The organism is Leclercia sp. LSNIH1 (assembly GCF_002902985.1).
Classification (GTDB): Bacteria; Pseudomonadota; Gammaproteobacteria; order Enterobacterales; family Enterobacteriaceae; genus Enterobacter.
Window position 1 is genome coordinate 32,819 of sequence record NZ_CP026171.1, and the last position, 25,333, is coordinate 58,151.

Sequence of the window (25,333 nt, forward strand, 5' to 3'; positions counted from 1 at the left end):
TTAGGCGCAGCTATTTAGATCAAGCTGTGGCCCATAAAACTTGGCTGCGTTTGGATGGTCGCGTTTGGCTTCAAATTCTTTCAGAATGGCCGCCTTTTCATTCATGCAGCCCTCCGTATAAGCACGCATTACGTCTGCCTGAAAGCTCTCATTTGCCAGAGAGGTTTGGATGAGGGGAAGCAATTTCTTGACAAAGATCGGGTCTTTATTAAGAAAGACGTAGCAAAATTTCCCAAAGCTGAATAACGCGATTTTTTCCGAAGAAAATTCATTGATTTCTTCAAAGATATTTTTCATATTTTTTACTCAACTCGCCGTAGTCCAAATAGTAAGCGACGGAACCTTGAGCGTCTCCACTTTGTGGATCGCGCTGCTCCACGTTCGCTATTCGCTCATCCCTGACGGGACTGGCATTCGCCAGCCCTCCACGGCCCGACACTGTGATCCGGGCCTGCGCGCTCCGCTTGCATGTTGAGCTGGCGACAGCAGGGCATGCAGAGCGAGCCGCGCGCAGATGATTCAGCCAAACGCTAAACAAAGCTGTAGGGCATCCCATAGAGAGCGCGGTTGCGCTACTCGTGATTTCTATGGAATTTGATCGTATCCAAAACTGCATGAGGCAAGCTTGCGAGTTACTTGATACTCTTCGCCAGAATACTGGCGAACTCGACCTCGTTCCGAAACAAGGTGCAGGTTCTTCCTTGCCCGCGAACCAATGACATACAGCAATTTCATCGCGCTTTCTTGACCGTTCGGATCATTGAAATGCGGCACCATATCTTCTAATAATGCATAAGCGATCACTGCATCGAACTCGGCTCCCTTGACGCCGTGTATCGTCGAGATGGTGATTCCAGTCCTATGCTGAAATACCTTCCTGAATGTCTCAATATCGCCTATAAATTCGCTACCTTCACTCTTCAATCGATTTACCCGGGCTTGCGAACTATCGAAGAAGGCAACGTGATGCTCTTGAAGCAGCGTGAAAAGGCGAAAGTCGATTGCTAAGTTTGCAAACAGACGCTCGAAAAATGCGCTCAAGTAGGTAAGACCATCTGTTTCATCGATCTTAATTGCATTGCACTCCCTCAACAAGGACCTCCGCGTGAGCTTCGACACGCTAGCCCCGGCCGCCTCTAGGTCATTCAGAATCTCCCCGGCCCACCGCAGTCTGCGCACATACATTCCCGGCGATGCCTGAGTAAGTGCAATCTTAGAAAGCCTGTACCAGAAATTCTCTGTGTCCCGTGCAAAGGGAACCATACCGGGGCCATCGAATGAGTACTCCGGCATGCTGGCGACCAAACGACGTGTCATGCTTGCAAGATGCGTCCACTGTGGCGCGAGAATGCACACCTCGTGAGGTGAGATGCCCATAGTCTCAATGTTGAAACGGATGAGCCGGATGAGCTCAGCGTCCAGATCATTTTTGCTCACTGTGTCGTCGAATGAAATAAGGCTTGGGTACGCCTTGTCCTCGGATGCGGCTTCGATGCGTGTGTTGTGAACGTTGTAGTTTCCGAAGTACTCAATGATGCGCTCAGAAGAACGGTAGTTCCGCGACAGTTCGAGTTCGTCCAAATCGATATTGGCCATCGCCTTGAAATCCTCGAAGGCAATCGGATATCCGCCAAGCGATTGATAAATCGCCTGGTTAGGATCTCCGACAATAAAGGCCTTGGTCGCACCTTGACCAGCTTTCAGAATGGCGGTGATGATCGAATACTGAATTCGTTTGGTGTCCTGATACTCGTCGATCAGCACGAAAGAGAACAACTGTGCCAGAAGAGTGCTGATCGCAGGATGACGTGCGATCAGTTGGTACGCATAGTAAAGAATGAGCTCAAAGTCTAGCTGCCGACTTTCGTGCAGAATCTCAAAATACTTGCCCAATATGACGTGAAGACCCGAATGCTTCCAATCTTGTGGGCAGGAGAGCACATATCCAGTTTCGGTGTAATAAAACTCACAATCCCAGAATGTTATTTTTGGCTTCTGGTAAGGCTTGCACAATGCCTCCAGGATTTTCTCGCGCTCATGCTGATCGATCACACGGAAGCCTCGATCCAACGCTTCGTGATAGATGCCGTACGGTTTCAATATCCATTCAAGACAGAACGAATGTATCGTTCCTATCCATAATCAGGATGTATCCACCCCAAGGCTCTCAATGCGCTCGTGGATTTCGTCGGCGGCACGGTGCGTATAAGTGATGGCAACGACAAACTGCTTGTTCGATTTCAGCCTGGACAACTCATAGGCGATTTTGTAGGTGAGCGTGCGCGTTTTCCCGCTGCCCGGGCAAGCGATGAGAAAGACGCTCCCTGGCTTCAGAATGGCTGCTTCCTGCTCGGGATTCAGATCATCTTTGTTCCACATGAACATGATCAGAACACCGCGAGTACATCGTTGATGCGATCATCTGGGAACGTGGCAAGCATCTCGTTTCGGATGCCGACGAAGTCGATGTCTCCATTTCGGAAGGCCAGCAGCTTGGCCCTAAAGTCGTCGAATACGGCAGACGCAGTGAAGATATCTTCTGCATCGATGTAGTTCACGCGGTAGCTCAGCACGTTAAACCAGACTTCCTTAGTGACCACCGGATGCGCAAAAGCGATGGCGTCCAAGATGTACTTCGGAATGGCGGTCTGCGGATCGATCTTCTTTCCCAGCAAGATGGCAAACCATCCCTTGCCGTAGTTGTCCGCCATGGTCAATGCGCGCTGACCGAACAACGCGATGTCCGCTGATTCGAGCTCCGCCTTGGCCGTCGCGATGGTTGGTGCATCCTTGTAGACATCAGGAAGGATGCCGACCACCTTACGCGCATTGCCGGCGGCAATGAAGTCGACCTCGAAGGTATGGGGGGCAAAGAATGGAGAAACCCACCCGTTATCTTTGAAGGTGTCTTCCAATAACGCTTTCCTGGCGACCCCTTTTTCCTGGGATGCCTGATACTTGCCCTTGCGCCGGAGCAGCCCTTCGGAGTCTCCCGCCGCCGGCGTTGTGTCAATGATGGACTTGTCAAGGTCGGTGACGATGCTGCACCGCTTCCGGATTCGGGCATCATCGAAAAGAACCGCGACGTTCTGAAATCCAGTGCTGCGGATATTAATTAAACTGATGCCGAGTTCATCAAGGCTGACGCCTAGCACGTTCTTGATCAGGATCGGAACGAGAATTTCTTCTGCATCGCCCTCCACTAAGAGGACGCTCTTGGCAAACAACAAGTTGCTACGGACAGCATCCAGGTAGCGTTGAATGTTGCCGATCTCTTCTGGGTTTAGGCCAATTGCAGGCTGGTATGCCTCGCAACGATCACCTTCTCTGCCGAGGATGTTCACGTTCTGAACATTGCTGACCTCAGAGATGTGCGTCGAATGGGTCGAATAAATGATCTGTGTGTCGTCGTATTTGAGCTTGTCGAACAGTGTTTTCTGGATATGTGTGTGAATGTGAGCTTCCGGCTCTTCGATAAGCAGAAAGTTGGCGATCGACTGTTTAGCCTTTTGATACTTGAATTCAAGCAGTTTCAACGTGAGGAATATCAGGTTTGCTCCACCAAGGCTCAGCTCGTGGATCGGTCCTTCGTGGCTCTCCCCCGATTCGCCAACGAACAGCTTGAGCGACTGGAACAACTTGTCAGCTTCGTCTGGCAGATCCGACTTGATAGAAAGAGAAGACGGCGAATACGCCTCACCCGCCGCATCCTTGATGGTGTCTCTGATATCCGTCCGGACGACCTGCACGTCTGGCAACGCTTCGATGGAGTCATTCAATGCCTTTACCCCGTCGGTGATAGCCTGGAACGCCACGGGGTCGATATCGCCGCTCTTGCCCTTCAGAAGCGAAAAGAGCGGATTTGTCCGGTTGTTGTGAAATTCGGAGACGACGTCCCGTAGCGCCTGGACGAAAGTGAACGAAATTTCTTTGGAGACGGACAGCACGTTCGGAATCTTCGCGCCGATAACACGAAATTCAACCTCTTCATTGAATCGAACATTCGCGAAGTCGCCGACCACATCCTTATAGAAGGCCTCGTCGTTGAAGTCGGCTTCACTCCGACCTGTGAAAATCGTTTCATAGTCGTCGATGGTGACCGGGTTCAGGATAGCGTCGAGGCCTGCCTGATCACCATCGTTCAATTGAGAAAGTCGCAGCCTGATTTCCTTCTTCGGACGAAAGATCAGGTTGTAAGTGGCCTTGCCGTTCGCCTCTTCCTCAATTACGCCCGTCCCATGTCGGAAGAGCGCCTGCACTGATTCATCCGCAGAGATTTCCTCAAACTCAAGACTGATGATGATCCAATGTCCCTGCCAGCGCCCTAGGCCGCGATGAAAGTCGGTATGCTCCAGCCGGTAGGCAGAGCGAATCATGTTGTCATCAAGCAGCAATCTGATTGCGCGAAAGAGATTGGTTTTGCCAGATCCATTTTCGCCGATGACAGTGTTGATACCCTTCTGGAACAGCAGCTTCGTGTTGGGAAAGTTCCGGTAGTTGACCAGGCTGAGCTTGGATATATGCATTTGATTCAATCTTGTTGTTGAAATCCACATGCCGATCGGCCGATGGATTGGTTGAACACTGCAGCCATTGATCCCAACTACGGAATGGCCAACTGTCAGTTGGTTTTAGAACGGCACCGTGTCTAAGGTAGGAATCGGTTGGAGCGCATTTTTAATCTCGGTTAGCCTTGCAAGTAGTTCATCGAAAGTCACGATCACGATCTCTGCGAACGCATTTCGAACGAGCTCGAATGACTTTCTTTGCTGATGCTCTTGTGGCGTCATGCCAGCGACAACTATGCAGCGAACCGCATAGCTGTGGAGGTCGTATCGGTTCATGTTATTTTTTATGACGGGTAGTTCACTCTGCAATTTGAAACGCTGATCTAGAATTTGAGCAATCGCTCCACCCAATTCTGTCGATGGGCCAAAAACATCATCTCCACGATAGGGAGATTTTCCTAGCAGTTCGGTTTGCGGCTTTTTTATCTCAATGAGGCCAAGATTGCCCGTGGAAGCGGATGCGTATAGAAAATCTGAAAATTTTCCGCCGGACCCGTTAAGTCGCTTGCCACCTGCATAAGCTTGCCCCTGAACCAGCATGGCTGGAACGGCAAATGCAAGACTAAGTATGAAAGGATTTTCCAGAAAGAAGCTTTGCCACTTGCTTTCCGTCAGTCCTTTTCCAAGCATTTCCTGGTATCGCTCAATCAGTTGATTCAGTGTGATGAGCTCAATATCATTCTTTAATGCCAGCAGCGAGCGCGGCTCAGATTCCGCCAGTGCTTCTATATTGTCTTGAACCATGCGAACAGCGGCGCGCCGATCACGCTTGGAAAGCGTCACATGCTGCCGCCCACCATCGGTCATTTCCGTTAGTGCATCAGGTCTTACGCTCTTCTTTAGAGCGGGAAATTGTGCTGAATCGGCAGCATGTAATAAGGTCTGGTAGACATGAAATTGCTTGTCCTTGCGCGCGTCTCTCTGGTGGCGAGAGGCTATGCGATTTAATTCTTTTCTTAATTCATGAAATCTTCTTATTCCGAGAATAAAGAATGGCGAATCAATTTTCGCGTCATTTCCTTTGTGGACAATGAGTATGCTTACGTTTTCTAAGCTGGCGGCTGTTTCGCAAATTTGCCGATATTCCCACAGAAGCCCCAAACCGAATCGAAAATCTTTGGCAAACCCATCCGGCAACTGCTCAAGAAGCCCAACGACATCGTCAGTAGTCTCTGGCAGTATGTAGGGCTCGATAACAGGCCGAGCGACGACGATGCGTTCAAGGGTGCCGTATTTAGGTTGCAGGTAATCGTCGCGATCTTCTCGAATATTAAGAGGCCAAATGGTCAATCTGTCTGGACACACATTGAGCAGTCTCGCTATTGGCGAATCCGGCTTGCGCTCCGCTGCGGGAATATCAGTGAAGAAAACGTTAATGCCTTCCTCTTCCGGTTCGGCTGCTTCAATGACAAGGAAGGGGCCGCCGTCCAAACGCTCACGTTGATTGAATGCTGAAGGTCTGATAGATGCCATGAACTATTCTTGATCCCTACTGTTCAGAGAAACGATTTGCGGGCCTTGCCTCAGCGCAACCTTATGGTGCCTTCCGATCAGAATCGGACGACACACGATTGATGTCAAAGGGGAGTGCCTTATCTGCCGCGATTCGGGTCAGCAGCATCCGAATCGCATCCGAAATTGATAACCCCATTTCAGCCAGAACAACAGTTGCGGCTTCTTTAATCTGCCCGTCAATCCGGGCACGAACGACGTCGTTACTTGCCATTGTTGCGCTCACAATAGATGTAGCTACATTGTGGCTCATAAGTACTATTGCGTCACTTACATTTTGTTGTGAACAGTAGAGCATCCCGGCGTGCCGCCGTCGGGCTCGCGGGCGTTGCCCCGCGCCTCGTGCCGAGTCGCGGCCATGCGGCTTTGATCCCTGATGCCTCCGGCCGTCTCTTCGCTCCTGGCCTGCGCGCGGCGCTTGCCCTCCAGGGGATCGGCTGGACAGCCCATCCCCGCCGCGCCTTGCTTGGCGCCCCTCGCATGCACCGAACAGGTTGCACCTGATCGACCAACAGCCATCCAGCTAGGCGTGCCGCTGGCACGCAGGGGCGCTCGCCGCGCGGCGTTGGTTTCAGCGCACCCCCTGGCCCATTGGCCGCTGTTCGTCTTTCCCCAAGTTCATCGCTTTTTCCCGCGACCGTAGCCCGCGGTGCCTGGCCGTCAAGGCGCGCAGGGCCGAGTCCTCGCTGCGCTGCGGGCCGCACCAACCCTGCGCTTCTCCCTTGACGGCCAGTCCCTCGCTGGCCCGGTTTTTCGCGGGCGATGAACTCAGGAAAGACGGCGGCAAACAGGACCGGCCCAGGTCTCTGCGCCGAACCAACCGAAGCCACAACGGGCTCCGAATCTTGGAATCCGGTCAGCTTTGAAACCACAGCAACTCATTGGAGAAAACCATGCAACTCGCATCTCGATTCGCTTCCCATTCCCCGACGCTGCGCAGTGACTACCCGCTGTCCGACGACCAAATCCGCCGCGTAGCCCCGTCCATCTTCGCGGAGGCCCCGCACGATAGCCGCTCCGAACGGTACGCCTACATTCCCACCGCCGCCGTGCTGGCGGAACTGCGCAAGGAAGGGTTTGAACCCTTCATGGCAGCGCAAACCCGCGTGCGGCACGACGACCGCCGCGACTACACCAAACACATGATTCGCCTGCGCCATGCCAGTCAGATCAACGGCGCGGAAGCCAATGAAATCGTGCTGCTGAACTCGCACGACGGCACCAGCAGCTATCAGATGCTGGCCGGAATGTTCCGGTTCGTTTGCAGCAATGGCCTTGTGTGCGGCGATACCGTGGCCGATGTGCGCGTGCCGCACAAGGGCGACGTGGCCGGTTCTGTCATCGAAGGCGCTTTCGAGGTGTTGAGCGACTTCGAACGCGTGAAGGAATCCCGCGACCTGATGCGCGCTATCACGCTGGACGAAGGCGAAGCCGAAGTGTTCGCCCGTTCCGCGCTGGCCCTCAAGTACGACCCCACCGATAACAAGCCCGCGCCCATCACGGAAAGCCAAATCCTGATGCCGCGCCGGTTCGACGACCGCCGCCCGGACTTGTGGAGCGTGTTCAACCGCACCCAAGAAAACCTGACCAAAGGCGGATTGCATGGCCGCAGCGCCAACGGACGCCGCCAGCAGACCCGCCCCGTGCAGGGCATTGATTCCGATGTGCGCCTCAATCGCGCCCTCTGGATGTTGGCCGATGGCCTGCGCCAGTTGAAGGCCTGATTCCCCACGCGGCAGGGGCAGGCAGCAGCCCTTGCCGCTTTCTTCGCTGCTGCATCCCTGAACCGATAGGAGTTATCACCATGAACGCCATTACCCAAACCGAAGCCCGCGCCCTCAACACCGCCGCCGCTATCCCGCTGGAAGCCGCCGACCCGACCAAGAACCTGATTTTGGTTCCGCTGTCGCGGCTGGTGTCGCGTCCTGCTGGCCGCAACGTGCGCAAGACCCCGCGCATGTCCATTCCCGAACTCGCCGCGAGCATTCAGCGTGTCGGCCTGCTGCAAAACCTCATCGTCATTGCCGCCGCCGATGGCGAGCATTACGAAGTCGTGGCCGGTGGCCGCAGGCTGGCCGCGTTGAAGCTGCTGGCGAAGAAGCGCCGCATCAGCAAGGAATGGGAAGTGCCTTGCCTGTTGGTGGCCGATGGCACCGCCCGCACGGCCAGCCTCACCGAGAACGTGCAGCGCGAAGCCATGCACCCCGCCGACCAGTTCGAGGCATTCGCCGCGCTGGTGGCCGAAGGCCGACCCATCGAGGACATAGCCGCCGATTTCAGCGTCACGCCGCTGGTGGTGCAGCGCCGCTTGAAGCTGGCGAACGTCTCGCCCCGGCTGCTGGCCGACTACCGCGCCGAAGCCGTGACGCTCGATCAGTTGATGGCCCTTGCCATCACCGACGACCACGCCGCGCAGGAAACCGCGTTCTACGACGCGCCGACGTGGCAGCGCAACCCTTCCCAATTGCGCGACCGCCTCACCGAGCGCGAGATTGACGCATACCGGCATCCGCTGGTGCGTTTCGTGGGGCTGGATACCTACGGAGCCGCAGGCGGTGGTGTGCGCCGTGACCTGTTCGCGGAAGGTGACGCGGGCGTGTATCTGACCGATGCCGCGCTGCTGGAACGGCTGGCGCAAGACAAGCTGGCAGGTATCGCCGCCGAGGTGAAGGACGAAGGCTGGGCGTGGGTGGATGCCACCCCCGCCGTGACCCATGCCGACCTGCACGCCTTCCAGCGTGCGCCGAGGGAGCGCCGCGAACCGAACAAGCGCGAAGCGCAGCGCATCGAGAAGCTGCAAACCAAGATGCACGAACTGGCCGCCGCCGTGGATGACGCGCTTGATACCGAAGACGAGGAAAAGGCCGATGCCTTGCAGGAAGAAGGCGAAGCCGTGGGCGAGCAGTTGCAGGCGCTGGAAGATGGCTTGCAGGACTACGGCACGACCGTGAAGGCCGCAGCCGGTGCCATCGTCACCATCGACCGCAACGGGCAGGCAGTGATTCATCGCGGGTTGATGCGCGAGGCCGAGGCCAAGGCGCTGCGCACACTGGAACGCCTGCGCCAAGGTTTCGGCAGCGAAAGCGAAGCCGGGAACGACGACGAAGGCGAGGACGACGAGCAGCCCAAGACCGCCGCCATGTCCGACAAGCTGGCGCAGCGGTTGAGCGCCCACCGCACCGCCGCGCTGCAAATCGAAGTCGCCCGGCATCCGCAAGTGGCGCTGGCCGCGCTGGTGCATGGCATGGTGCAGACCGTCTTGCAGGGCAGCCACTACGGCCACGACTTGCCGCTGGGCGTGAGCCTGAAAGCGCAAGACCGGCTGGAAGGCATCGCCCCGGATATACCGGATTCGCCCGCCGCCGTGGCGCTGCGCGAGTTGCAGCAGGTAGCAGGCGAAGGCTTGCCGGAGGACAGCGCCGAACTGTTCGCCGTGCTGCTAGCGAAGTCGCAAGATGAACTGGTGCGGCTGCTGGCGATATCCGTGGCCGTCACGGTGGACGTGGTGACACCCCGCGCCACGCCGCAGCAACCGGGCGCGGAACTGGCGCAGGCTGTCGGCTTGGACATGGCCGCATGGTGGAAGCCCACCAATGAGGGTTATTTCCGGCATGTGCCGAAGGCCGCGATTCTGGAAGCCGTGGAGCAGTACGCCCCGGCGCACGTCACCCGGCTGGCGAAGTTGAAGAAGGCCGACATTGCCAGCGAAGCCGAGCGGCTGGCCGATGGCACCGGCTGGATGCCTGCCATCTTCAAGGCCGAAGGCACCGACGACACCACGGCGCAGGATGCGCCGCAGGCGGTGACGAACGACGAGCCGGAAGCCATCGACAACGACGACGAGCAGCAGGCCCACGCACTCGCCGCCTGACCTTCACCACCACCGAGCGCCCCGGTTTCGGCCGGGGCGCTTCGCTGTTCCATCAGCATCGGCCCCAGGCCGTTCCGCCCTGGTGCCGATGGTCAAAAATCCGGGCGCGGCGGTGGCCGCGCCCGGTTTCCAAGCCCAAAGCCAGAACGCCCCTTCGCCGCCTTCGGGCGGACGGCGAAGGGGCGGCGCACAAGTGACCTTGTGCGCGGGAAACCCTCGAAGCCCATAAGTGCGTCGGCGCACAGCGCCGACGACATTCCGAACGCGCCCCACCGCAATGGACGGGCGTGTGGGGCTACGCCCCGGCTTGCTGCCGCAGGTTGCACGAAAGCGTGCCGTCCTCGACGCTGGCGGTTCGTCGCCTGTACGTCACGAAGGACGGTTCACCGACACGCCGCCCGGCCTTGCAATGGAGCTTCCACGCCACGCCTCACGCAAAGGGCCGCAAGCAGCAGTAGGGACGCTTTCACCTTGTCGCTGGGCATTGTCCTTGCCCGTGTCAGGGCGCAGGCCGGTGAAGCCGTCGCGCGGGGATGCCGAGTCGGCCATGCCTCCATTCGGGAGCGGGCGGCCAGTACGTCCTTGTGTTGTTGTGAATCCTGGCGGTGGCTGGGCTTCATGGCCGCAACCTTCCAGCGAAAACAATTCCCCCTGCGCTGCGCGCATTCCTCGCGGGACAAATTCTTTTCGCTTCCAGGTTCTCCACGGTGTTGCGACCGCTGCGCGGTGCGGCCAGCCCATCCCCCGCCGGACGGATCACAACAAGGACGCACTGGCGCGACCTTGTTCAACCCGAAAGGAGAAATCATCATGGCTAACATCGGCACCTTCACCGCAGAGAAAGACGGCTTCACCGGCCAGCTCCGCACCCTGACCCTCAACTTCAAGGTCAAGCTGGTTCCCAACGACAAGGGCGAGAACGAAAGCGCCCCGGACTTCCGCCTGCAAGCGGCCGGCCACGACTTCGGCGCGGCGTGGAAGAAAACCAGCGAGGCCGGGCGGGATTACCTGTCGGTGGCCATCGACGATCCTTCATTCCCGGCGACGGTCTATGCCCGCCTGATCGAAGGCGAGAATGACACGCACGACCTCATCTGGTCGCGCAGCAAGCCCAAGGCGGCCTGACGGCCGCCCACCGCGCCCCGCCCATTGCGGCGGGGCGCGGTGCTGCTGATCGCAGCATCGCACGCACAGGGTTTCGGCAGTTGCCCCATGTCCCGCATGTCCAAGGCCAGCATTGCATTGGTGATGGTCGAATGGCTCGAAGCCCGTGGCAGTAGGAACAGCATGGCGTGTCGGCGCATTGCGCCGCCGGGCTTTCGGGCTGCGCCCCATGCCGCCAATGGCGTCATGTCCATTCGGCTTCAATCCCTCACGCCTTCGCGCCTGGCGGCGCTGCGCGCTCCGCTTGCGGGCATTCAGACGCGCTAGGGCGCGTCGCGCTCTTTCAGCACGGCCTCGAACTCCTGGCGCACCCGCGCCAGCAGTTCGTCGGCCTTGTGCGTGTCGTCGCCGGCGTAGGCCAGCGTCAACAGCGTCAGCGGATGCACTTCCATGACCTCGCACAGCTCGGTCAGCTTGTGCAGGGTCGGACTTTTCAAGTCGCGCTCCAGCGTACTCATATAGGTGCGGCTGGACACGTCGGAGAACGCTTCCTGGCTCAAGCCTCGCGCCTTCCTGACTGTCCGTATTGCCGTTGCCAATGAGTGTTTCGCTGTCACTAACTTGGTTTCCCCATAAAAACCAAGATGACAGCCCATTGCGCCCTATAGGGCTACAATCTATAGTGTTCATTCATGGCTGAAAGGCCCGCTTTCGTGCTTTTACGGAAATCCGCAGATGCGGATTCCGACAGAACCGGGGAATCGCATCCGTGTCTTTCCGGCTTCCGACAATTCCGCTTCGGCGCTTCTGTTCTTCTACGGATGCGATGGCTTGCACATCGGTGCTTCCACACGAATGCACGGATGCGTTTCGGCAGTTCTGCGCTTCGGCACCAAAGCGCATTCGCGCATCGTCGGTTTCGTGGAGAAGCTGCCCATGACCCTGCCGCTTGTCACCGCTGATGAACGCGCCCGGCTGCTGGCCCACGGCGCGGCGCTCGCCGCTGGTCAGCGGCTCGACCCGCTGCCCGTGGTGCGCTTGTTCACCCCGGACGCGCATGTGACCTGGCTGCTGGTGTCGCTCGACCCGGCGGATGGCGACACGGCCTACGGCCTGATCGACCTCGGTATCGGTATGCCTGAGCTCGGGATGGTCAAGCTGTCCGACCTGGCGGGCATCGTCGGGCCGCGCAAGCTGCCGGTGCGGCGGGATCGGTATTTCCAGGCGGTGCGCCCGTTATCGGAGTACGTCCGGCTGGCGCAGGAGAACGGCGCGATCACGGACTGATGAAAACCAGCGCGGCCTAGCCAGCCGGGGCGCATCGTGACTATTTCAATCTTGATCAAGACCGTGCAGGTCTGAATCCGCATTCTTGCACCGAAGTGGTGCGATCCTGTTGAAAACAGTCCTGATCTTGGGCGCGGGCTGCGGCACGGTGTTCGGTGCTGCGCGTCATTTTCCTGAAGGCGTAGCCGTCGCATTCAGACGATTTCCGCAACACGCAGAGCCAAATGGTCTTGACACCGACAGTTACAGCCTAACCAATTTTGATGACGACCTGATGGCATTTCGATAGTTCCCGCATCGCGGAAATCGTGGCGACGCATCCCAAACAGAGGGAGGTTTCGCCATGACTGATCGCAGCGCCGAACACTGGTATCCGACAGCGGCCTATCTCTACGTTCTGCACCTTGACGGCCCTGCGCTGGCGTGGGAATACCTGCGCCGAAATCCCGACTACCGCCGCGACTGTCTGCGCCGCCGCCGCCGGCCGGACACGGCGCAGGCGTGGGGCCTGCGCCTGCTGGAAGACCCAGCCCTGGATGCGCGCGACGCGCATCCGGCCTGGTTTCCCGATCACGATGCCGTCGTGCAGGTTTACCCGGACGATGACCCGCCACCCGAAGCCCATGCCTTCGAGTTCTGGCGCGTCCCTGGCCGCAAGCAACTGATCCACGACGGCAAGCGCCTGGTGCTGGTGTCGCATTGGCCCGGCTGCTGCCTGCGGCTCGCGCTCGCGCCGGGCCTGGAAGACGGCATGGCCTACCTCTACGCCACCCGCGCCTGCGCCACGCCCTGCGCGCGCTATCGCACGCTCGCGTCCGAGCTGGACGCATTGGCCGTGGCCACGGTTGCCACGCCTGCGGCGGCGGCCCGTTCCAGGCCCACGACGGCCGCGGTGCTGGAACTGCACACCTTGCAGACGCTCGACGCGACCCTGGCGGGCGCGTCATTGCGCGAAGTGGCCGAAGGGCTGTTCGGCGCCGATGCCGTCGCCGCCGACTGGCACAAGGACAGCGCCTTACGTGCCCGCGTGCGGCGGCTGGTACGTCGTGGCGATGCGCTGATGCGTGGCGGCTATCGCCGCCTGGCACAGCTTCCGCCGCCGTTGCAGTAGGGGGGGACGTTTCGCGTCCCCCGTAGATCGTCCCTTAGCAAGCAGCCTCGCTTTCTTGAAAGTGCCTCTAACCGGCCGCGTGGTGTGGCCGGGCTTGATGGAGGTACATCCCATGCGACCCGCTCCCTTGCGGCCTGCCGCCGCTGCTGTCGCTGCGCCTGCGCAGCCCCAACGCTACCTGACCAACGACGAAGCCGCCGAGTACCTGCGCCTGTCGCCACGCACGCTGGAGAAACAGCGCGTGATCGGCGGCGGCCCGAAGTTCCGCAAGTTCGGCCGCCGCGTCATGTACGCGGTGTCCGACCTCGATGCCTGGGCCGACCAGCGCAGCTACGAGGCGACTTCCGACCCGGAATATGCCGAACGCCACGCGGGCGATTACCGTGATGGCCGCTGATCGCTGGCGCGTGGGTGGCCGTCGCCATGTCCAGCCCGCCAGGGCAAGCCTTGCAGCGCGAACAGCTCGACCTGTTCCGCGCGCTGCCGGGCGACATGGCACCCCGCGACAGCCAGGACTTGATGGCCTTTCCGTTCTTCTCGCTGGCGAAGTCGCGGCGTACCGCGCCGATCGACTTCCGCGCCGGCGGCATCACCATCCGCGTGGAGGGTACGCAGGAGCACGGCATCGCAACGATATGGGATGCCGACCTGCTGATTTGGGCCGCCTCGCAGATCGTGGAGGCGCGCGACGCGGGCTTGCGCCCGTCGCGCTGGATACGCGCCACTCCCTACGAGATCCTGCGCTTCATCGGGCGCGGCACGTCTCTCAACGACTACCTGCGCCTGAAAGCCGCGCTCGACCGGCTGCAATCGACCACGGTGGCCACGTCCATCCGCGAAACCACGGGAAGGCGATTGCATCGCTTCTCGTGGATCAACGAGTGGAAGGAACTGGCCGATGCCAGCGGCGTGCCGCTGGGCATCGAACTGATCCTGCCGGACTGGTTCTATGCGGGCGTGCTCGATGCCGCCTTGGTGCTGACCATCGACCCAGCCTATTTCCGCTTGAAGGGCGGGATCGAGCGCTGGCTGTACCGCCTGGTGCGCAAGCACGGCGGCAAGCAGCCGGGCGGCTGGCAATTCGACTTCCGGCACCTGCACCGCAAGTCGGGCAGCGCTGCGCGCTTCTCCGACTTCGCTTACGACCTGCGCGTCCTGGTGGCGCGGCAGTCGCTGCCCGGCTACGTCCTGGGCATCGAGCGAATGCCGGACGACGGACAAGAACTGCTGACCTTCCGGCCCGTGCTGCACACGGCACGGGGATAACTCGTGGAAAAGGTGTGGACGGCCTCGTGCTATCAGGAGTACCGGGTATCGTGCTATCGGGAGTACGCCTATCGTGCTATCAGGAGTACGAAAACGCCGGAAAGCCAATAACGGCGCGGGTTTGCGGCCCCTCTAACTTCCCTAACAAGAAATACATAACTTTTAGTAGAAGCGCGCCGTTTCGGTGGACAACCGAGAAACGGCACGGCGAACAGCGTTTTGCACGGCAGGTAAAGCCCGGCTTTCCAGCAGGGAGGGCCGCGCCATGATCCTCGCTCTGCTCAACCAGAAAGGCGGTGTCGGCAAGACCACGCTCGCCACGCACATCGCGGGCGAACTGGCGATGCGCGGCCAGCATGTCGTCCTGCTCGATGCCGACCCGCAGGGTTCATCCCTGGACTGGACGCAGCGCAGAAGCCAGCAAGGCTTGCCACGGCTGTTCAGCGCCGTGGGCCTCGCACGCGAAACGCTGCATCAGGAAGCGCCAGAACTCGCCAGGCGGGCCGATCACGTCATCATCGACGGGCCGCCGCGCATCGCCGCCTTGGCGCGCTCCGCGCTGCTGGCGGCCGAGCGCGTGCTGATCCCGGTGCAGCCCAGCCCCTACGACCTCTGGGCCAGCTCGGAAATGGTTTCGCTGATCCGCGAGGCGCAGGTGTTCCGGCCGCTGCTCCGCGCGGCCTTCGTCATCAACCGGCGCGTCAGCACCACCATCATCGGGCGCGAGGCGCGGCAATCGCTCGCCGAACAGCCGCTGCCCGCGCTGCGCTCGGAGGTGCATCAGCGCATCGTCTTCGCCGACAGCGTGGCCGCTGGCCGGCTCGCACGCGAGACAGCGCCCGACAGTGCCGCCGCCCGCGAAATCACCGCCCTGGTGGACGAACTGCTGCGGTGGCCGACATGACAGCGCAGCAGCCACCCAACAGCAAACGCACGGGCAAGCGCGTCGGCATCGGCGCACGTCCGCCCGCGAATCCGCACGCCGAGGCGTGGATTCGTCAGGGCGATGCCGACGCGCTGGGCAAAGGCGACCTCTACACGGCCCGCCTCACGCTCGACATCACGCCCGCCATGCGGGCGCGCATCAAGGTGTCGGCCTTCACGCAAGGCGTGACCGTGGCCGACCTGCTGCGCGGCCTGCTGGAGCGGGAGTTTCCGCCGGAGAACACACCATGAACGCATTCGCTTGGCCTGCCGCGAACGCGGCACCGGCTGCGCCGCTGCCTGCGCTTTCGGCACTCGCCGGACAGGCCGGCAATGTGCCGCTGACGCGCGTTTCGCTGGCCTACCTCGAACATCGCTTCAAGCTCTACCTGCGCTTCGGCGAACCGGCGCGCACGCTTCAGCTCGACCGCTGGCGGCGCTGCGCGGTGTTCCTGCCGGGCGCGATGCTCTGCCGCATCCGCTGGCAGGCCAACGACTACGGCACGATCCGCTGGCAACTCATGGTGATGCAGGCTTGCACACCGCTGGACGCGGCGCAGCGCATCCCCGGTGTTCAGCCGGGCGCGCGCTTGCTCCTACACACCGAAGGCGATGCCAACGTGCGCGCCGTGCTGGAGCGCATCGACGGCATCGAGGCGCTGGGCATCGCTGCCATCGACGTGTCGCCGGCGTACTGGCGCACGCTGGGCAACCGTCTTGCGGCTCGCCTTGCGCTGCCCGAATACACCACCGAGCGGCATACCGCCTGGCTGGCCGGGAAGGTGCTGCCATGACCGCCCCGACCACCACACCCAACGCGCCCGACGTGGCGCCGCGTCCTCGCTCACGCCTGCGCGCTCGCATCGTGCTGGCGACACTGGCCGCCATCGGCTTCGCTGCGCTGGCCTGGGCGGCTTTCGTGTCGCCGCTGCCGCGTCTGACCTACAACCCGTCCGACAGCGTGGCGGTCGGCTGGTATCGCATTGACCCGTTCGACCCGCGCACCGCCTCGCTGCCACGTCCGTTGTCCGTGGACAGCATCGTGCTGGTGCCGCTTCCGGCCACGGCTGCCGCGCTCGCTGCGCAGCGCGGCTACCTGCCGACGCGCGTTCCGCTGCTCAAACGTGTGGGCGCGGTCGCGCCGCAACACGTCTGCATCGTCGCCGGTCAGGTACGCATCGACGGCGTGCCTTCGGCCGCCGTACTGCCCGCCGACCGGCTGGGCCGGGCGCTGCCGTCCTTGCAGCTTTGCCGCCGCCTTGAACCGGGCGAACTGCTCCTGTTGAGCGTGACGAATCCAGCATCGTTCGACAGCCGCTATTTCGGCCCGGTCAGCGCATCCGCCGTGATCGGCGTTGCGCATCCGGTGTGGCCGGAGATACGCCCATGATGGCCGCCGATTCGCTGCGCTCTGACGTGCCATCGGGCATGTCGTTCTGCTGGCTGCTTCAGTGTCGCTGCGCCTGTCGTGCCGGTGCATTCGCACCGCACGTCGCGCAGCATCCGGCGCAGCCGTCCAACGTTCAGGCGTCTTGCCTCGAACGCGCCCGGCCTGCGGCCATTGGCGCTTTCGCCGGCGCGCTGTCTGTTCACGCAGCAGCGCCGCCGGGCCGCCGTTGCCTGGAGCGACAGCGAAGGGCAAAGGCGGAAGGCAAGACAAAAGGACGCGGCACCTGGCCGCGTCGAAAGCCAGTCAGCACATGGGGGGAACGCGGCACGGAGCGGCTTCGCCACCGTGCCGCGTTTGGCGCGAGGGTCGCGCCAATGCTGGCATGTCCGCGTGCTTCGCACGACAGGACACGCCCAAGCTTGCGGGGAGCGCAGCCATGACCGACAGCCGCGACGACGACTTTCGCGTGCGCCCCAGCGCCCCGAAGAACCGGGGCAAGGGCCAGGGGCAGAGCTTCGTTTCCAAGGTGCTCAAGCAGGCCGGCAAAGCCAGCAGCGGCAAGTCGGCAGTACGCCGTCCTGGCGCGGCTGGCACCGGCCAGCGGCCCGGCTCTCGGCTCGGACGTGGCCACACGGCGGCGCGCTTCGCCGGGGCGAAGCTAATGCCCATGTCGCGGCGCGTGACCATCAAGACCTTGCTGGTCAATCACCAGCGGGCCAGCCCGCAATCGCTCGCCAAGCACCTGCGCTACATCGAGCGCGACGGCGCGGGTCGCGATGGCGAACCGGGCCGGGGCTACGGGCCACAGGCCGACGAAGCCGATCTGGACGCCTTCAAGGAACGCTGCGCCGACGACCGGCACCATTTCCGCTTCATCGTCTCGCCCGAGGACGGGGCCGAGCTGGACGACCTGCGCACCTACACCCGGCATCTGGTGAGCCGCATGGAAGCCGACCTGGGCACGCGGCTGGATTGGGTGGCGGTGGATCACTGGAACACCGACAACCCGCACACCCACCTGATCGTGCGCGGGCGCGACGACACCGGCAAAGACCTCATCATCGCGGGTGACTACATCGCCCACGGCTTCCGCCATCGCGCCGCCGAGCTGGCGACCGAGTGGCTGGGGCCGCGCACCGAACTGGAGATTCAGCAGACCTTGAGGCGCGAGGTGGAACAGGAGCGGTGGACGAGCCTGGATCGCACCTTGCAGCGCGAGACCGGCGAGGATGGCCGGGTGCATGTCGAACGGCTCAACGAGCCGAGGTTGCAACGCCAGCGCCTGCTGCTGATCGGCCGCCTGCAACGCTTGCAGCGCCTGGGCCTAGCCGACGAGGTGCAGCCCGGCACCTGGGCCATTCATGCCGATGCCGAGAAGACCTTGCGTGCCCTGGGTGAGCGTGGCGACATCATCCGAACGATGCAGCGGGCCATGAGCGGCCAGCCGCGTGAGCTGGCGGTGTTCGAGCCGGGCGACGATGGTCGCAGCCTCATCGGCCGCGTGGCCGCGAAGGGGCTTGCCGATGAGTTGCACGACCGAGGCTATCTGATCATCGACGGCACGGACGGTAAGGCCCACTACGTTGCACTGAACGCCCGCGACGAACTGGCGAACTATCCCACGGGCGCTGTGGTAGAGGTGAAGGGTTCGACTGAGGTGCGCACGGCCGACAAGAACATCGCCTCGCTGGCGAGCGATGGCCTGTACCGCACCGATCATCACCTGGTAATCGAGCAGGGCCGGGCTACGCCCGGACGCGACCCGCAGGAAGTCGTCGCCGCTCATGTCCGGCGGCTGGAAGCCCTGCGCCGGGCTTGCATCGTGGAGCGCGTGGCCGAAGGGCTATGGAAGGTACCGGACGACCTGGCCGAGCGTGGCCGCCAATACGACGCGCAACGGCTGGGCGATGTAGCCGTAGAGCTGAAATCACACCTTCCTATTGAACGGCAGGCCCGCGTCATCGGCGCGACTTGGCTTGACCAGCAACTGATCGGCGGTGGCCGTGGGCTGGGCAACTTGGGCTTTGGCGGTGATACCAAGCAGGCCATACAGCAGCGAGCCGATTTCCTCGAAGAACAGGGGCTGGCACAGCGCCGCGGGCAGCGCGTCATCCTCGCGCGCAACCTGCTGGGCACGCTACGCAATCGGGAACTAGTGCAGGCCGCGAAAGACATTGCGGCGGAAACCGGCCTAGAGCATCGCCCGGTGGCCGACGGGCAGCGCGTAGCCGGTATCTACCGGCGTTCCATTATGCTCGCCAGCGGGCGCTACGCGATGCTCGATGACGGCATGGGGTTCAGCCTTGTGCCGTGGCGGCCGGTAATTGAGCCGCGACTGGGACAACAGCTTGCCGCAAAGGTTATCGGCGGAAGTGCCTCTTGGGAACTTGGACGAAAGCCCAGTATCGGTATCAGTTAGATATCAAGGGAAGCTGAGTACCAGGCGCAGTCTGCTTGGCTGCTGTGATTCTTCTTAGAGATTCAATCAATGCCATAAACTCCTTGGATTGCCTCAGTGCTTCGCCTCCCGCAGTTTGCAGGTCCAAGACATCCGTAGCCTCGATCGTGAAGGCTGTGGGCACGCGCAGCAGCGAATGCCGGATCTTGTCGTCCGGCACGTCGTTCAGACTTACGCTTACTACGTAGATTTCTGCGTCGGCCGCAAAGGGGCTGTCCGCTTGGCCACGGGTGCGGACAATCTCGGAACGCCAGTGTTGCAGGTCGTCGTTAAGCATGGCCAGCGTCACCTGGGTCTCGCGAGCGCCGGCACCGAAGATCAGCGACTCAAGTACTTGCGTCGTGCTGGGAACTCGGTCGCTACTGTCCACTCTCTCGCTCAGTCCTCGTTCGGAGTTCACCGTCACCAACACGAGTCGGCGCAAGCTTCCGGGCTTGACCTCCGAGAAATTGGCGCTCATTGAGCCCGAAGCTACTAGCCGGTCTAGCATCAGACGTACGCCGAGGTTGTCGGAGACACCACCGTCCACGAGGTGGATATAGGGCCGATCGTGCGCATTGAGGTAGCTGTCTATGCCGCTTTGCAGGATGCGTGATCTGTAATTTTGCCCTCTGACAGGCAAAGATCGGAGAGGCGGCGGACAGGTATTGGCGTTGTTTCGCACCGTTACGGGCGACAGCACCAGCGGTACTGCCGACGAGGCCGCCACCGCGAAAGACAGCGGCGTTGCATCGAGGTCGGAACAGATTAGCCGGAATTGCTCGGTGGTGAAATCGAAAGGGGCACCGGTCGTGAGGTCGGTTGCCGTGATCATCAGTTCGGGCGCGCCCGGTCGTCGGCGCACGTCACCAAAGGTGCGGCCTTCAAAAAGTTCGTCCAAGCGTTGAGCCAGGATCTGGCTGCGCCCAAACCAAGGTGAAGTTAGTCTATAAAGACGCTCAGGCCACAGAGCTTCACGTATGAGTCGCCCCTCAAAAGGCACAAGCAGAAAATCCGGCTCGAAACGAGTCAGCGTGGCATCGCCGAAGGCCGCGAAGTGCGCGGCAAGGATGCTGCCCCCCGACACTCCGCTGACCAGGAACACCTGATCCAACAGAGTGGTCTCCTGGCCCTCTAGCGCGAAGCGTGTGGCCTTGAGTTCGCGCAGCACGCCCAGGCCGAAGGCCGCCGCCCGAGCGCCCCCGCCTGACAGTGTCACCGCTACAACCACCGGTTGGTTGACCTCCGACGGCCTGATGCGTTGGTCGTTCTCGGCGAGAGACATTAAGGCGGCGTCGGAAAGTGTCGGGTTGATCCAAGGACGGTAAGTGGAACACCCTGTCAGAACTACCGTTGCCAGCACACCGGCCAAACTCCATCGTGTGAATTTACACACCTCCAGGCGCTTTACCTCTGCAAGCAGCACCACGCAGCGTTTCGAATAGACAAGAACGAGAAACGCCGGCAATTTTGCGACGAAGCAGAGCCACTCCAGAATGCTGCAGACGTTACAAGAACGGCACCCTACGAATCCCCTTGATGAGGCTCCTCGCGATCCGCGCGAAGTTATGGAATAGCAGCTATTCACGAGCCAGCACTTCTCCAAGCGCTATTGATCCGTTCAAGGCAGGTGGTGATTGCAGACTTTGCATGCCCGAGCAGTGTGTAGGAGCCTTTGAAATCCGCGAGAGCGTTGCCGTGCTCGAAGCAGCTAGCAGCAGCCACCCGACGATCTGTTTGTTCATCTACTGCCTCAAACTCCAAACTAGCTCCCCCAGTTGTCACTGGTCCAACAAGCAACGTCGTTAGGGTGTTGACTGCTCTATTGGGCGTCTCAATGGTCGTAATTGCCACACGCACACGTATGCGGCCTGACGATGCGGGAGCTTCGGACTTAGTTTGGAGATGTCGCAGTTCACTGTTGACGTGATCGAGAAGCTCTCGCACTTGCTCAGCTTCAAGCCCACCTATGCGTCCAGTTGCCGTCACTACCTGAGCATCCTCGACTAATATTTCCCGGTAACGACTGGGTTCAAAGCCTGGCGCCTTGAAGAGCAGAACATTTTCGTACTTCGTTTTTCCCAATACATCGTAATCACCAAGAAACCCTGATCGAGTCATTCCGTTTGAAGCACAGCCAGATAAGGTTGCCGTGAGGCCTGCCAGCAGCACAAAATGGATTAATGAAATAGGGCGTTTCATATATATTTTCATTTATCCCATTTTCAGACAGACGATGCCAGCAACAACCAGCGCAATTCCAACCCAACGTATCAAGGAGGCGGTATCGCCGAACACATACACGCCCACGAAAAACGCGCCCAGCGAACCGATGCCGGTCCAGACCGCATAAGCTGTTCCTATGGGGATCTGTTTAAGAGATAACCATAGGAAAAAGCCGCTGGCTGCCATACAGGCAACTGCAATCGCCGGCCCCACGTAGCGCATCGCTGCATTGGCCGCACCCATCTTGAGGCCTAGTGGCCAACCGATTTCGAACAGGCCGGCAATCAGTAGAACCAACCATGGATTCCATGACAACGGGTTCATATATTTCTCCAAATCTATTCAGTGAAAATTGATTATCAAAGCATCAAAGCATCAAAGAATAGGCAGTAGGCGGTCAATTCGCTCTGCTTCTGATTTCTTCTTAAACTCTCTGATGGCGAGAATCTGTCTCCCCGATCTCTCCGGCCACGAGAGAGATCGGGGGAAGCGTGTGGACAGTTACGCTGAGGGATCAGACCGGTTGCACTGGTTGTTGTACCGCCTCGTGACTCCGTTTGCTGCCCGGCCACTTCATTCCGAACAGCACCTCGTAGAGCAACGGAATCAGGCCAAGCGTCACGAGCGTGCCAAGTGCGAGACCACCGATCATGCCGATGGCCATGCCCTTCCACAGCGGCCCCGCAAACAACATCAGGGGCACGAGACCCGCGATACAGGTCACCTTGGTCATCACGATTGGACGCAGCCGCTGCATCGCAGCTCCCACCAGGGCTTCATGTCGGGCGAGACCTTCCGAGAGGCCGTGTTCAATTTGTTCGAGCAGAAGAACGGCGTTGTTGACGATGATTCCGAACAGCGCAAGCACCCCGAATGTCGCCATGAAGCTGAAAGGAGTGCCTGTTGCCTTCAGTGCAATCACGACCCCAATCAACGTGAAGGGAATCGTTGCGAGAATCACGATCAGCTTGCGGAAGGAGTTGAACTGCCAGATGAATAGCAGCAACATCGCCAGAAGAGCGAACGGCATGTAGTGCGTGAGCGATGCATTCGATTCAGCCGATTCCTCAATTTCTCCACCAAGCTCTATGGCATAGCCTGCAGGTAGTTCAATTGCGGCGATCCGAGGTGCGAGGTGATCCACGATCTCTTGCGCGGTGTATGCGGTGTTCTGCCCCTGAACTGTGACTGTACGAATGAGATTGCGGCGCTGGATCACAGACGGCTCGCTAGCGAGCGTGACATCGGCCACTTGCGCCAGGGAAACCGGCTGGCCACCCGACGCTGGATAGATGGTCGTCGAACCAACGTCCGCAGTGCTGCGCCGATCATTGGACGTCCCGCGCATCACGATTGGCACGCTGGTATCGCCATCTCGGATCACAGAGATCGACTGGCCGATGTAGCGGGTGCCAAGCCAGGCAGCTATGTCGTCGGTGGTGACGCCAGCACGTCGCGCACGATCTTGATCGACCCGAACATCGAGACGGCCGACACGGGTATCCCAGTTGTTCTTGATGTTGGCCGTACCTGGCAGCTCCCGTAGCGCGGACTCAATTTTCGCCGCCGCATTCATCAGCACCTCATGATCCGGCCCACTGACCCGGTAGACGGCTGTGCCGGCTTCGGTAGTGCCTAGCGAGAACCGCTGAGGCTCTGCGCGTACATCTCCATGATGCTGCGCGAAGTAAGCCCGAGTTCGGGCAATCACGACGTCAATGTTGGTGCCTGCCTTGACCGTCACGACAAAGTACGCGATGTTCGATGCTGGCAATGGGGGATTGAGCCCAAGGATGAAGCGCGGCCCACCGTCAGCGACGTAGCCAATGTGATCCGTGATTTCGGGGTTGATTTCTTGATCACCGAGCCAGCCGCTCACTTCCTTCACTTTGGCAAGAGTGAGCCGTGAATCCGTTCCAGGGGCGAGCTGCACCGGTATTTGGAATTGAACTCGGTCGGACTTCGGCAAGAAGTCGTATGGCAGTGTCGTGAATCCGTACAGAGCTACGGCCAATGCACCCGTCATCACACCAACGTAGATCGCCTTGTGGTCAAGCACCCACTCAAGCAACTTGCGATAGCCGCGATAGAAGCGTGTGTTGTAGGTTTGCGCGTCATTCGCCGGTTGATGATGCACTTTGGTGAAGTGGTAGCACAGCAGTGGAGTGACGGTCAGACACAACAGCCAAGATCCGAGTAACGTGAGCGCGAGGACAATGACGAGAGAGCGCAGATACTCACTCGTCGCACTCTGGCCGAAGAAGAACGGGGAGAAGGCGATGACGATAACCAATGAGGACGTCAGCAGCGGCAGTGCGAGGGTACGACCCGCTTCGAGACAAGCCTGTTTGCGGTCTTCACCGGCTGCCAAGCGCCGTTCAATGTCTTCGGCAATCACGATGCCGTTGTCTACCAAGAGCCCCAAAGCGATGATGATGGCTGCCATCGAAACACTTTGCAGCTCGATGTTCAGCGCGCGCATCACGATCAGTGCCCCCAGAATGGTAAGCGGCACGATCATCCCGACGATGAATCCTGTGCGCCATCCCAGGAAAAGGACGACGACGCCGAGCACGATGACAATCGTTTCGATCATCACCTGGTTCATCTTGCCCATTTCACGTTTGACGACGTCTGCCTGGAATGTCACATAGGAGAGCTCGAAACCTGCGGGCAGAAGTTTCTCAAGCTCGGCCACACGGGATTTGAGGGCTACGCCGAATTGCTCCACGTTCTGGCCCGAGGTCATGGACACTGCCATCACTACGGCAGGCTGGCCCTTATAGACTGCAGCAGACTCGGGAGGATCTGCAGGTTGTACCTGCACGCGCGCAAGCTCTCCCAGTGAGATTGAAGGAGCAGGCGAAGCACCGCGCGCACCCTGAGCTTGCGCCATCATGATCGGCAACGCGCGCAGCGAAGCGGCGTCGCGAACCTCTCCACTAACAGCCAGCGAAGCGTTGATGCCACCGATGGCGATTTGCCCGCCTGAAAGCACGACGTTTTGTTTAACGAGTTGATCGATCACCCCTTGTGGGGTCAATCCAAGCTGGGCTAGTTTTGGTCGATCAAATTCGAGATAGACGCGCTCTTCCTGCAAGCCGTAGAAGCTGATGCGATCAACGCCGGGAAGCGCGTATAGGCGATCGCGCATCTCTTTCAACGACACACGCATTTCGCCCATGGAGTAGCCCGGCGCGGTCACCGCAATGGAGGCCACGGCAACACGGCCGAAGTCGTCGTTGACAAATGGCCCCAACGTACCCTGTGGAAGCAGAGGCTGAGCATCGGCAACCTTCGCGCGAACGCGCTGCCATATGGGGGCTAGGTCGGTGTACCGCTCCCAGATCGTGACCTGTATGACGGCCCCGCCCGCGCGAACGGTTGTGGTTACACGCTTGACCTCGGCCAGCTCCCGCAAACGCTCCTCGATCGGACGCGCGATCAACTGCTCAACACGTTCGGCTGGCATGCCAGGGTTCAGAACGGCAACAACCGCATCTCGAATCGTGACCGATGGCTCTTCCTGCGAAGGGAAATTGAGAAACGTGGCAATGCCGGCAACAAGAATGATGACCGCGGCAAGGTAGGTGAGTCTGCTGGCGCGCAGCGCCATTTCTGTGATCTTCATAGCGAA

22 protein-coding genes and 1 pseudogene are annotated in these 25,333 nt (G+C 60.2%); 13 read left to right on the forward strand and 10 right to left on the reverse strand.

What is annotated here, in order from left to right:
• From C2U54_RS25285 to C2U54_RS25305, 5 genes and pseudogenes are all read right to left on the reverse strand, one after another.
• Positions 1-297: a hypothetical protein gene (locus C2U54_RS25285; RefSeq protein WP_040113300.1), complete on the reverse strand. Its 297-nt coding sequence runs from the start codon at positions 295-297 to the stop codon at positions 1-3.
• A 288-nt stretch (positions 298-585) separates the two neighbouring features.
• Positions 586-2,385 (reverse strand): annotated as a pseudogene (locus C2U54_RS25290) (UvrD-helicase domain-containing protein).
• Positions 2,386-2,387: 2 nt separating this feature from the next.
• Complete coding sequence (locus C2U54_RS25295) at positions 2,388-4,526, reverse strand: AAA family ATPase (RefSeq protein ID WP_004883041.1); 2,139 nt, start codon at positions 4,524-4,526, stop codon at positions 2,388-2,390.
• Positions 4,527-4,631: 105 nt separating this feature from the next.
• Positions 4,632-6,041 (reverse strand): Shedu immune nuclease family protein, encoded by a 1,410-nt coding sequence (locus C2U54_RS25300; RefSeq protein WP_004883043.1) that lies wholly within the window; start codon positions 6,039-6,041, stop codon positions 4,632-4,634.
• A gap of 61 nt (positions 6,042-6,102) precedes the next feature.
• Positions 6,103-6,294: a type II toxin-antitoxin system RelB/DinJ family antitoxin gene (locus C2U54_RS25305; protein ID WP_004883046.1), complete on the reverse strand. Its 192-nt coding sequence runs from the start codon at positions 6,292-6,294 to the stop codon at positions 6,103-6,105.
• Between the two features lie 679 nt (positions 6,295-6,973).
• Here C2U54_RS25305 and C2U54_RS25315 point away from each other — a divergent pair.
• From C2U54_RS25315 to C2U54_RS25340, 4 genes are all read left to right on the forward strand, one after another.
• The gene (locus C2U54_RS25315; protein WP_103181206.1) at positions 6,974-7,804 is read left to right on the forward strand and encodes a DUF932 domain-containing protein; all 831 of its coding nucleotides are present in this window, start codon (positions 6,974-6,976) and stop codon (positions 7,802-7,804) included.
• Positions 7,805-7,884: 80 nt separating this feature from the next.
• Positions 7,885-9,951, forward strand: coding sequence for a ParB/RepB/Spo0J family partition protein (locus C2U54_RS25320; protein WP_004883050.1), 2,067 nt, complete (start codon positions 7,885-7,887; stop codon positions 9,949-9,951).
• A gap of 810 nt (positions 9,952-10,761) precedes the next feature.
• Positions 10,762-11,076: a DUF736 domain-containing protein gene (locus tag C2U54_RS25335; protein ID WP_004883051.1), complete on the forward strand. Its 315-nt coding sequence runs from the start codon at positions 10,762-10,764 to the stop codon at positions 11,074-11,076.
• 39 nt (positions 11,077-11,115) lie between these two features.
• Positions 11,116-11,382: a hypothetical protein gene (locus C2U54_RS25340; RefSeq protein ID WP_034138236.1), complete on the forward strand. Its 267-nt coding sequence runs from the start codon at positions 11,116-11,118 to the stop codon at positions 11,380-11,382.
• Here C2U54_RS25340 and C2U54_RS25345 read toward each other — a convergent pair.
• Positions 11,379-11,672: a helix-turn-helix domain-containing protein gene (locus C2U54_RS25345; protein ID WP_064717570.1), complete on the reverse strand. Its 294-nt coding sequence runs from the start codon at positions 11,670-11,672 to the stop codon at positions 11,379-11,381. The genes C2U54_RS25340 and C2U54_RS25345 overlap by 4 nt on opposite strands.
• 118 nt (positions 11,673-11,790) lie before the next feature.
• Between C2U54_RS25345 and C2U54_RS27890 the strand changes: the two genes are divergently transcribed.
• The 9 genes from C2U54_RS27890 to C2U54_RS25400 all read left to right on the forward strand — a co-directional run bounded on the left by C2U54_RS27890 (position 11,791) and on the right by C2U54_RS25400 (position 19,452).
• Positions 11,791-12,342: a DUF2958 domain-containing protein gene (locus C2U54_RS27890; RefSeq protein WP_004883053.1), complete on the forward strand. Its 552-nt coding sequence runs from the start codon at positions 11,791-11,793 to the stop codon at positions 12,340-12,342.
• A gap of 343 nt (positions 12,343-12,685) precedes the next feature.
• Positions 12,686-13,453, forward strand: coding sequence for a DUF2285 domain-containing protein (locus tag C2U54_RS25355; RefSeq protein WP_103181207.1), 768 nt, complete (start codon positions 12,686-12,688; stop codon positions 13,451-13,453).
• 112 nt (positions 13,454-13,565) lie between these two features.
• A complete protein-coding gene (locus tag C2U54_RS25360; protein ID WP_004883058.1) occupies positions 13,566-13,850 on the forward strand; it encodes a helix-turn-helix transcriptional regulator in 285 nt (94 codons plus the stop codon).
• A 26-nt stretch (positions 13,851-13,876) separates the two neighbouring features.
• Positions 13,877-14,719: a replication initiator protein A gene (locus C2U54_RS25365; RefSeq protein WP_004883059.1), complete on the forward strand. Its 843-nt coding sequence runs from the start codon at positions 13,877-13,879 to the stop codon at positions 14,717-14,719.
• Positions 14,720-14,984: 265 nt separating this feature from the next.
• Positions 14,985-15,623: a ParA family partition ATPase gene (gene parA / locus C2U54_RS25375; RefSeq protein ID WP_004883061.1), complete on the forward strand. Its 639-nt coding sequence runs from the start codon at positions 14,985-14,987 to the stop codon at positions 15,621-15,623.
• The gene (locus C2U54_RS25380; RefSeq protein ID WP_004883063.1) at positions 15,620-15,895 is read left to right on the forward strand and encodes a hypothetical protein; all 276 of its coding nucleotides are present in this window, start codon (positions 15,620-15,622) and stop codon (positions 15,893-15,895) included. Before parA ends, C2U54_RS25380 begins: the two co-directional genes overlap by 4 nt.
• The gene (locus C2U54_RS25385) at positions 15,892-16,437 is read left to right on the forward strand and encodes a DUF2840 domain-containing protein (protein ID WP_004883064.1); all 546 of its coding nucleotides are present in this window, start codon (positions 15,892-15,894) and stop codon (positions 16,435-16,437) included. The genes C2U54_RS25380 and C2U54_RS25385 overlap by 4 nt, the downstream gene beginning before the upstream one ends.
• Positions 16,434-17,033, forward strand: coding sequence for a S26 family signal peptidase (locus C2U54_RS25390; protein ID WP_004883067.1), 600 nt, complete (start codon positions 16,434-16,436; stop codon positions 17,031-17,033). The genes C2U54_RS25385 and C2U54_RS25390 overlap by 4 nt, the downstream gene beginning before the upstream one ends.
• Positions 17,034-17,469: 436 nt before the next feature.
• A complete protein-coding gene (locus C2U54_RS25400; protein WP_004883068.1) occupies positions 17,470-19,452 on the forward strand; it encodes a relaxase/mobilization nuclease domain-containing protein in 1,983 nt (660 codons plus the stop codon).
• On the opposite strand, the gene C2U54_RS25405 is transcribed toward C2U54_RS25400, so the two are convergent.
• From C2U54_RS25405 to C2U54_RS25420, 4 genes are all read right to left on the reverse strand, one after another.
• Positions 19,445-20,833: a patatin-like phospholipase family protein gene (locus tag C2U54_RS25405; protein WP_004883070.1), complete on the reverse strand. Its 1,389-nt coding sequence runs from the start codon at positions 20,831-20,833 to the stop codon at positions 19,445-19,447. The two genes, C2U54_RS25400 and C2U54_RS25405, sit on opposite strands and share 8 nt — an antisense overlap.
• Before the next feature lie 221 nt (positions 20,834-21,054).
• Entirely contained in the window at positions 21,055-21,672 is a 618-nt protein-coding gene (locus C2U54_RS25410; RefSeq protein WP_004883071.1) for a DUF3313 family protein, read from the reverse strand.
• 12 nt (positions 21,673-21,684) lie between these two features.
• The gene (locus C2U54_RS25415) at positions 21,685-22,020 is read right to left on the reverse strand and encodes a DMT family transporter (protein ID WP_004883073.1); all 336 of its coding nucleotides are present in this window, start codon (positions 22,018-22,020) and stop codon (positions 21,685-21,687) included.
• A gap of 190 nt (positions 22,021-22,210) precedes the next feature.
• Positions 22,211-25,327, reverse strand: coding sequence for an efflux RND transporter permease subunit (locus C2U54_RS25420; protein WP_004883075.1), 3,117 nt, complete (start codon positions 25,325-25,327; stop codon positions 22,211-22,213).
• Positions 25,328-25,333 lie beyond the last annotated feature (6 nt).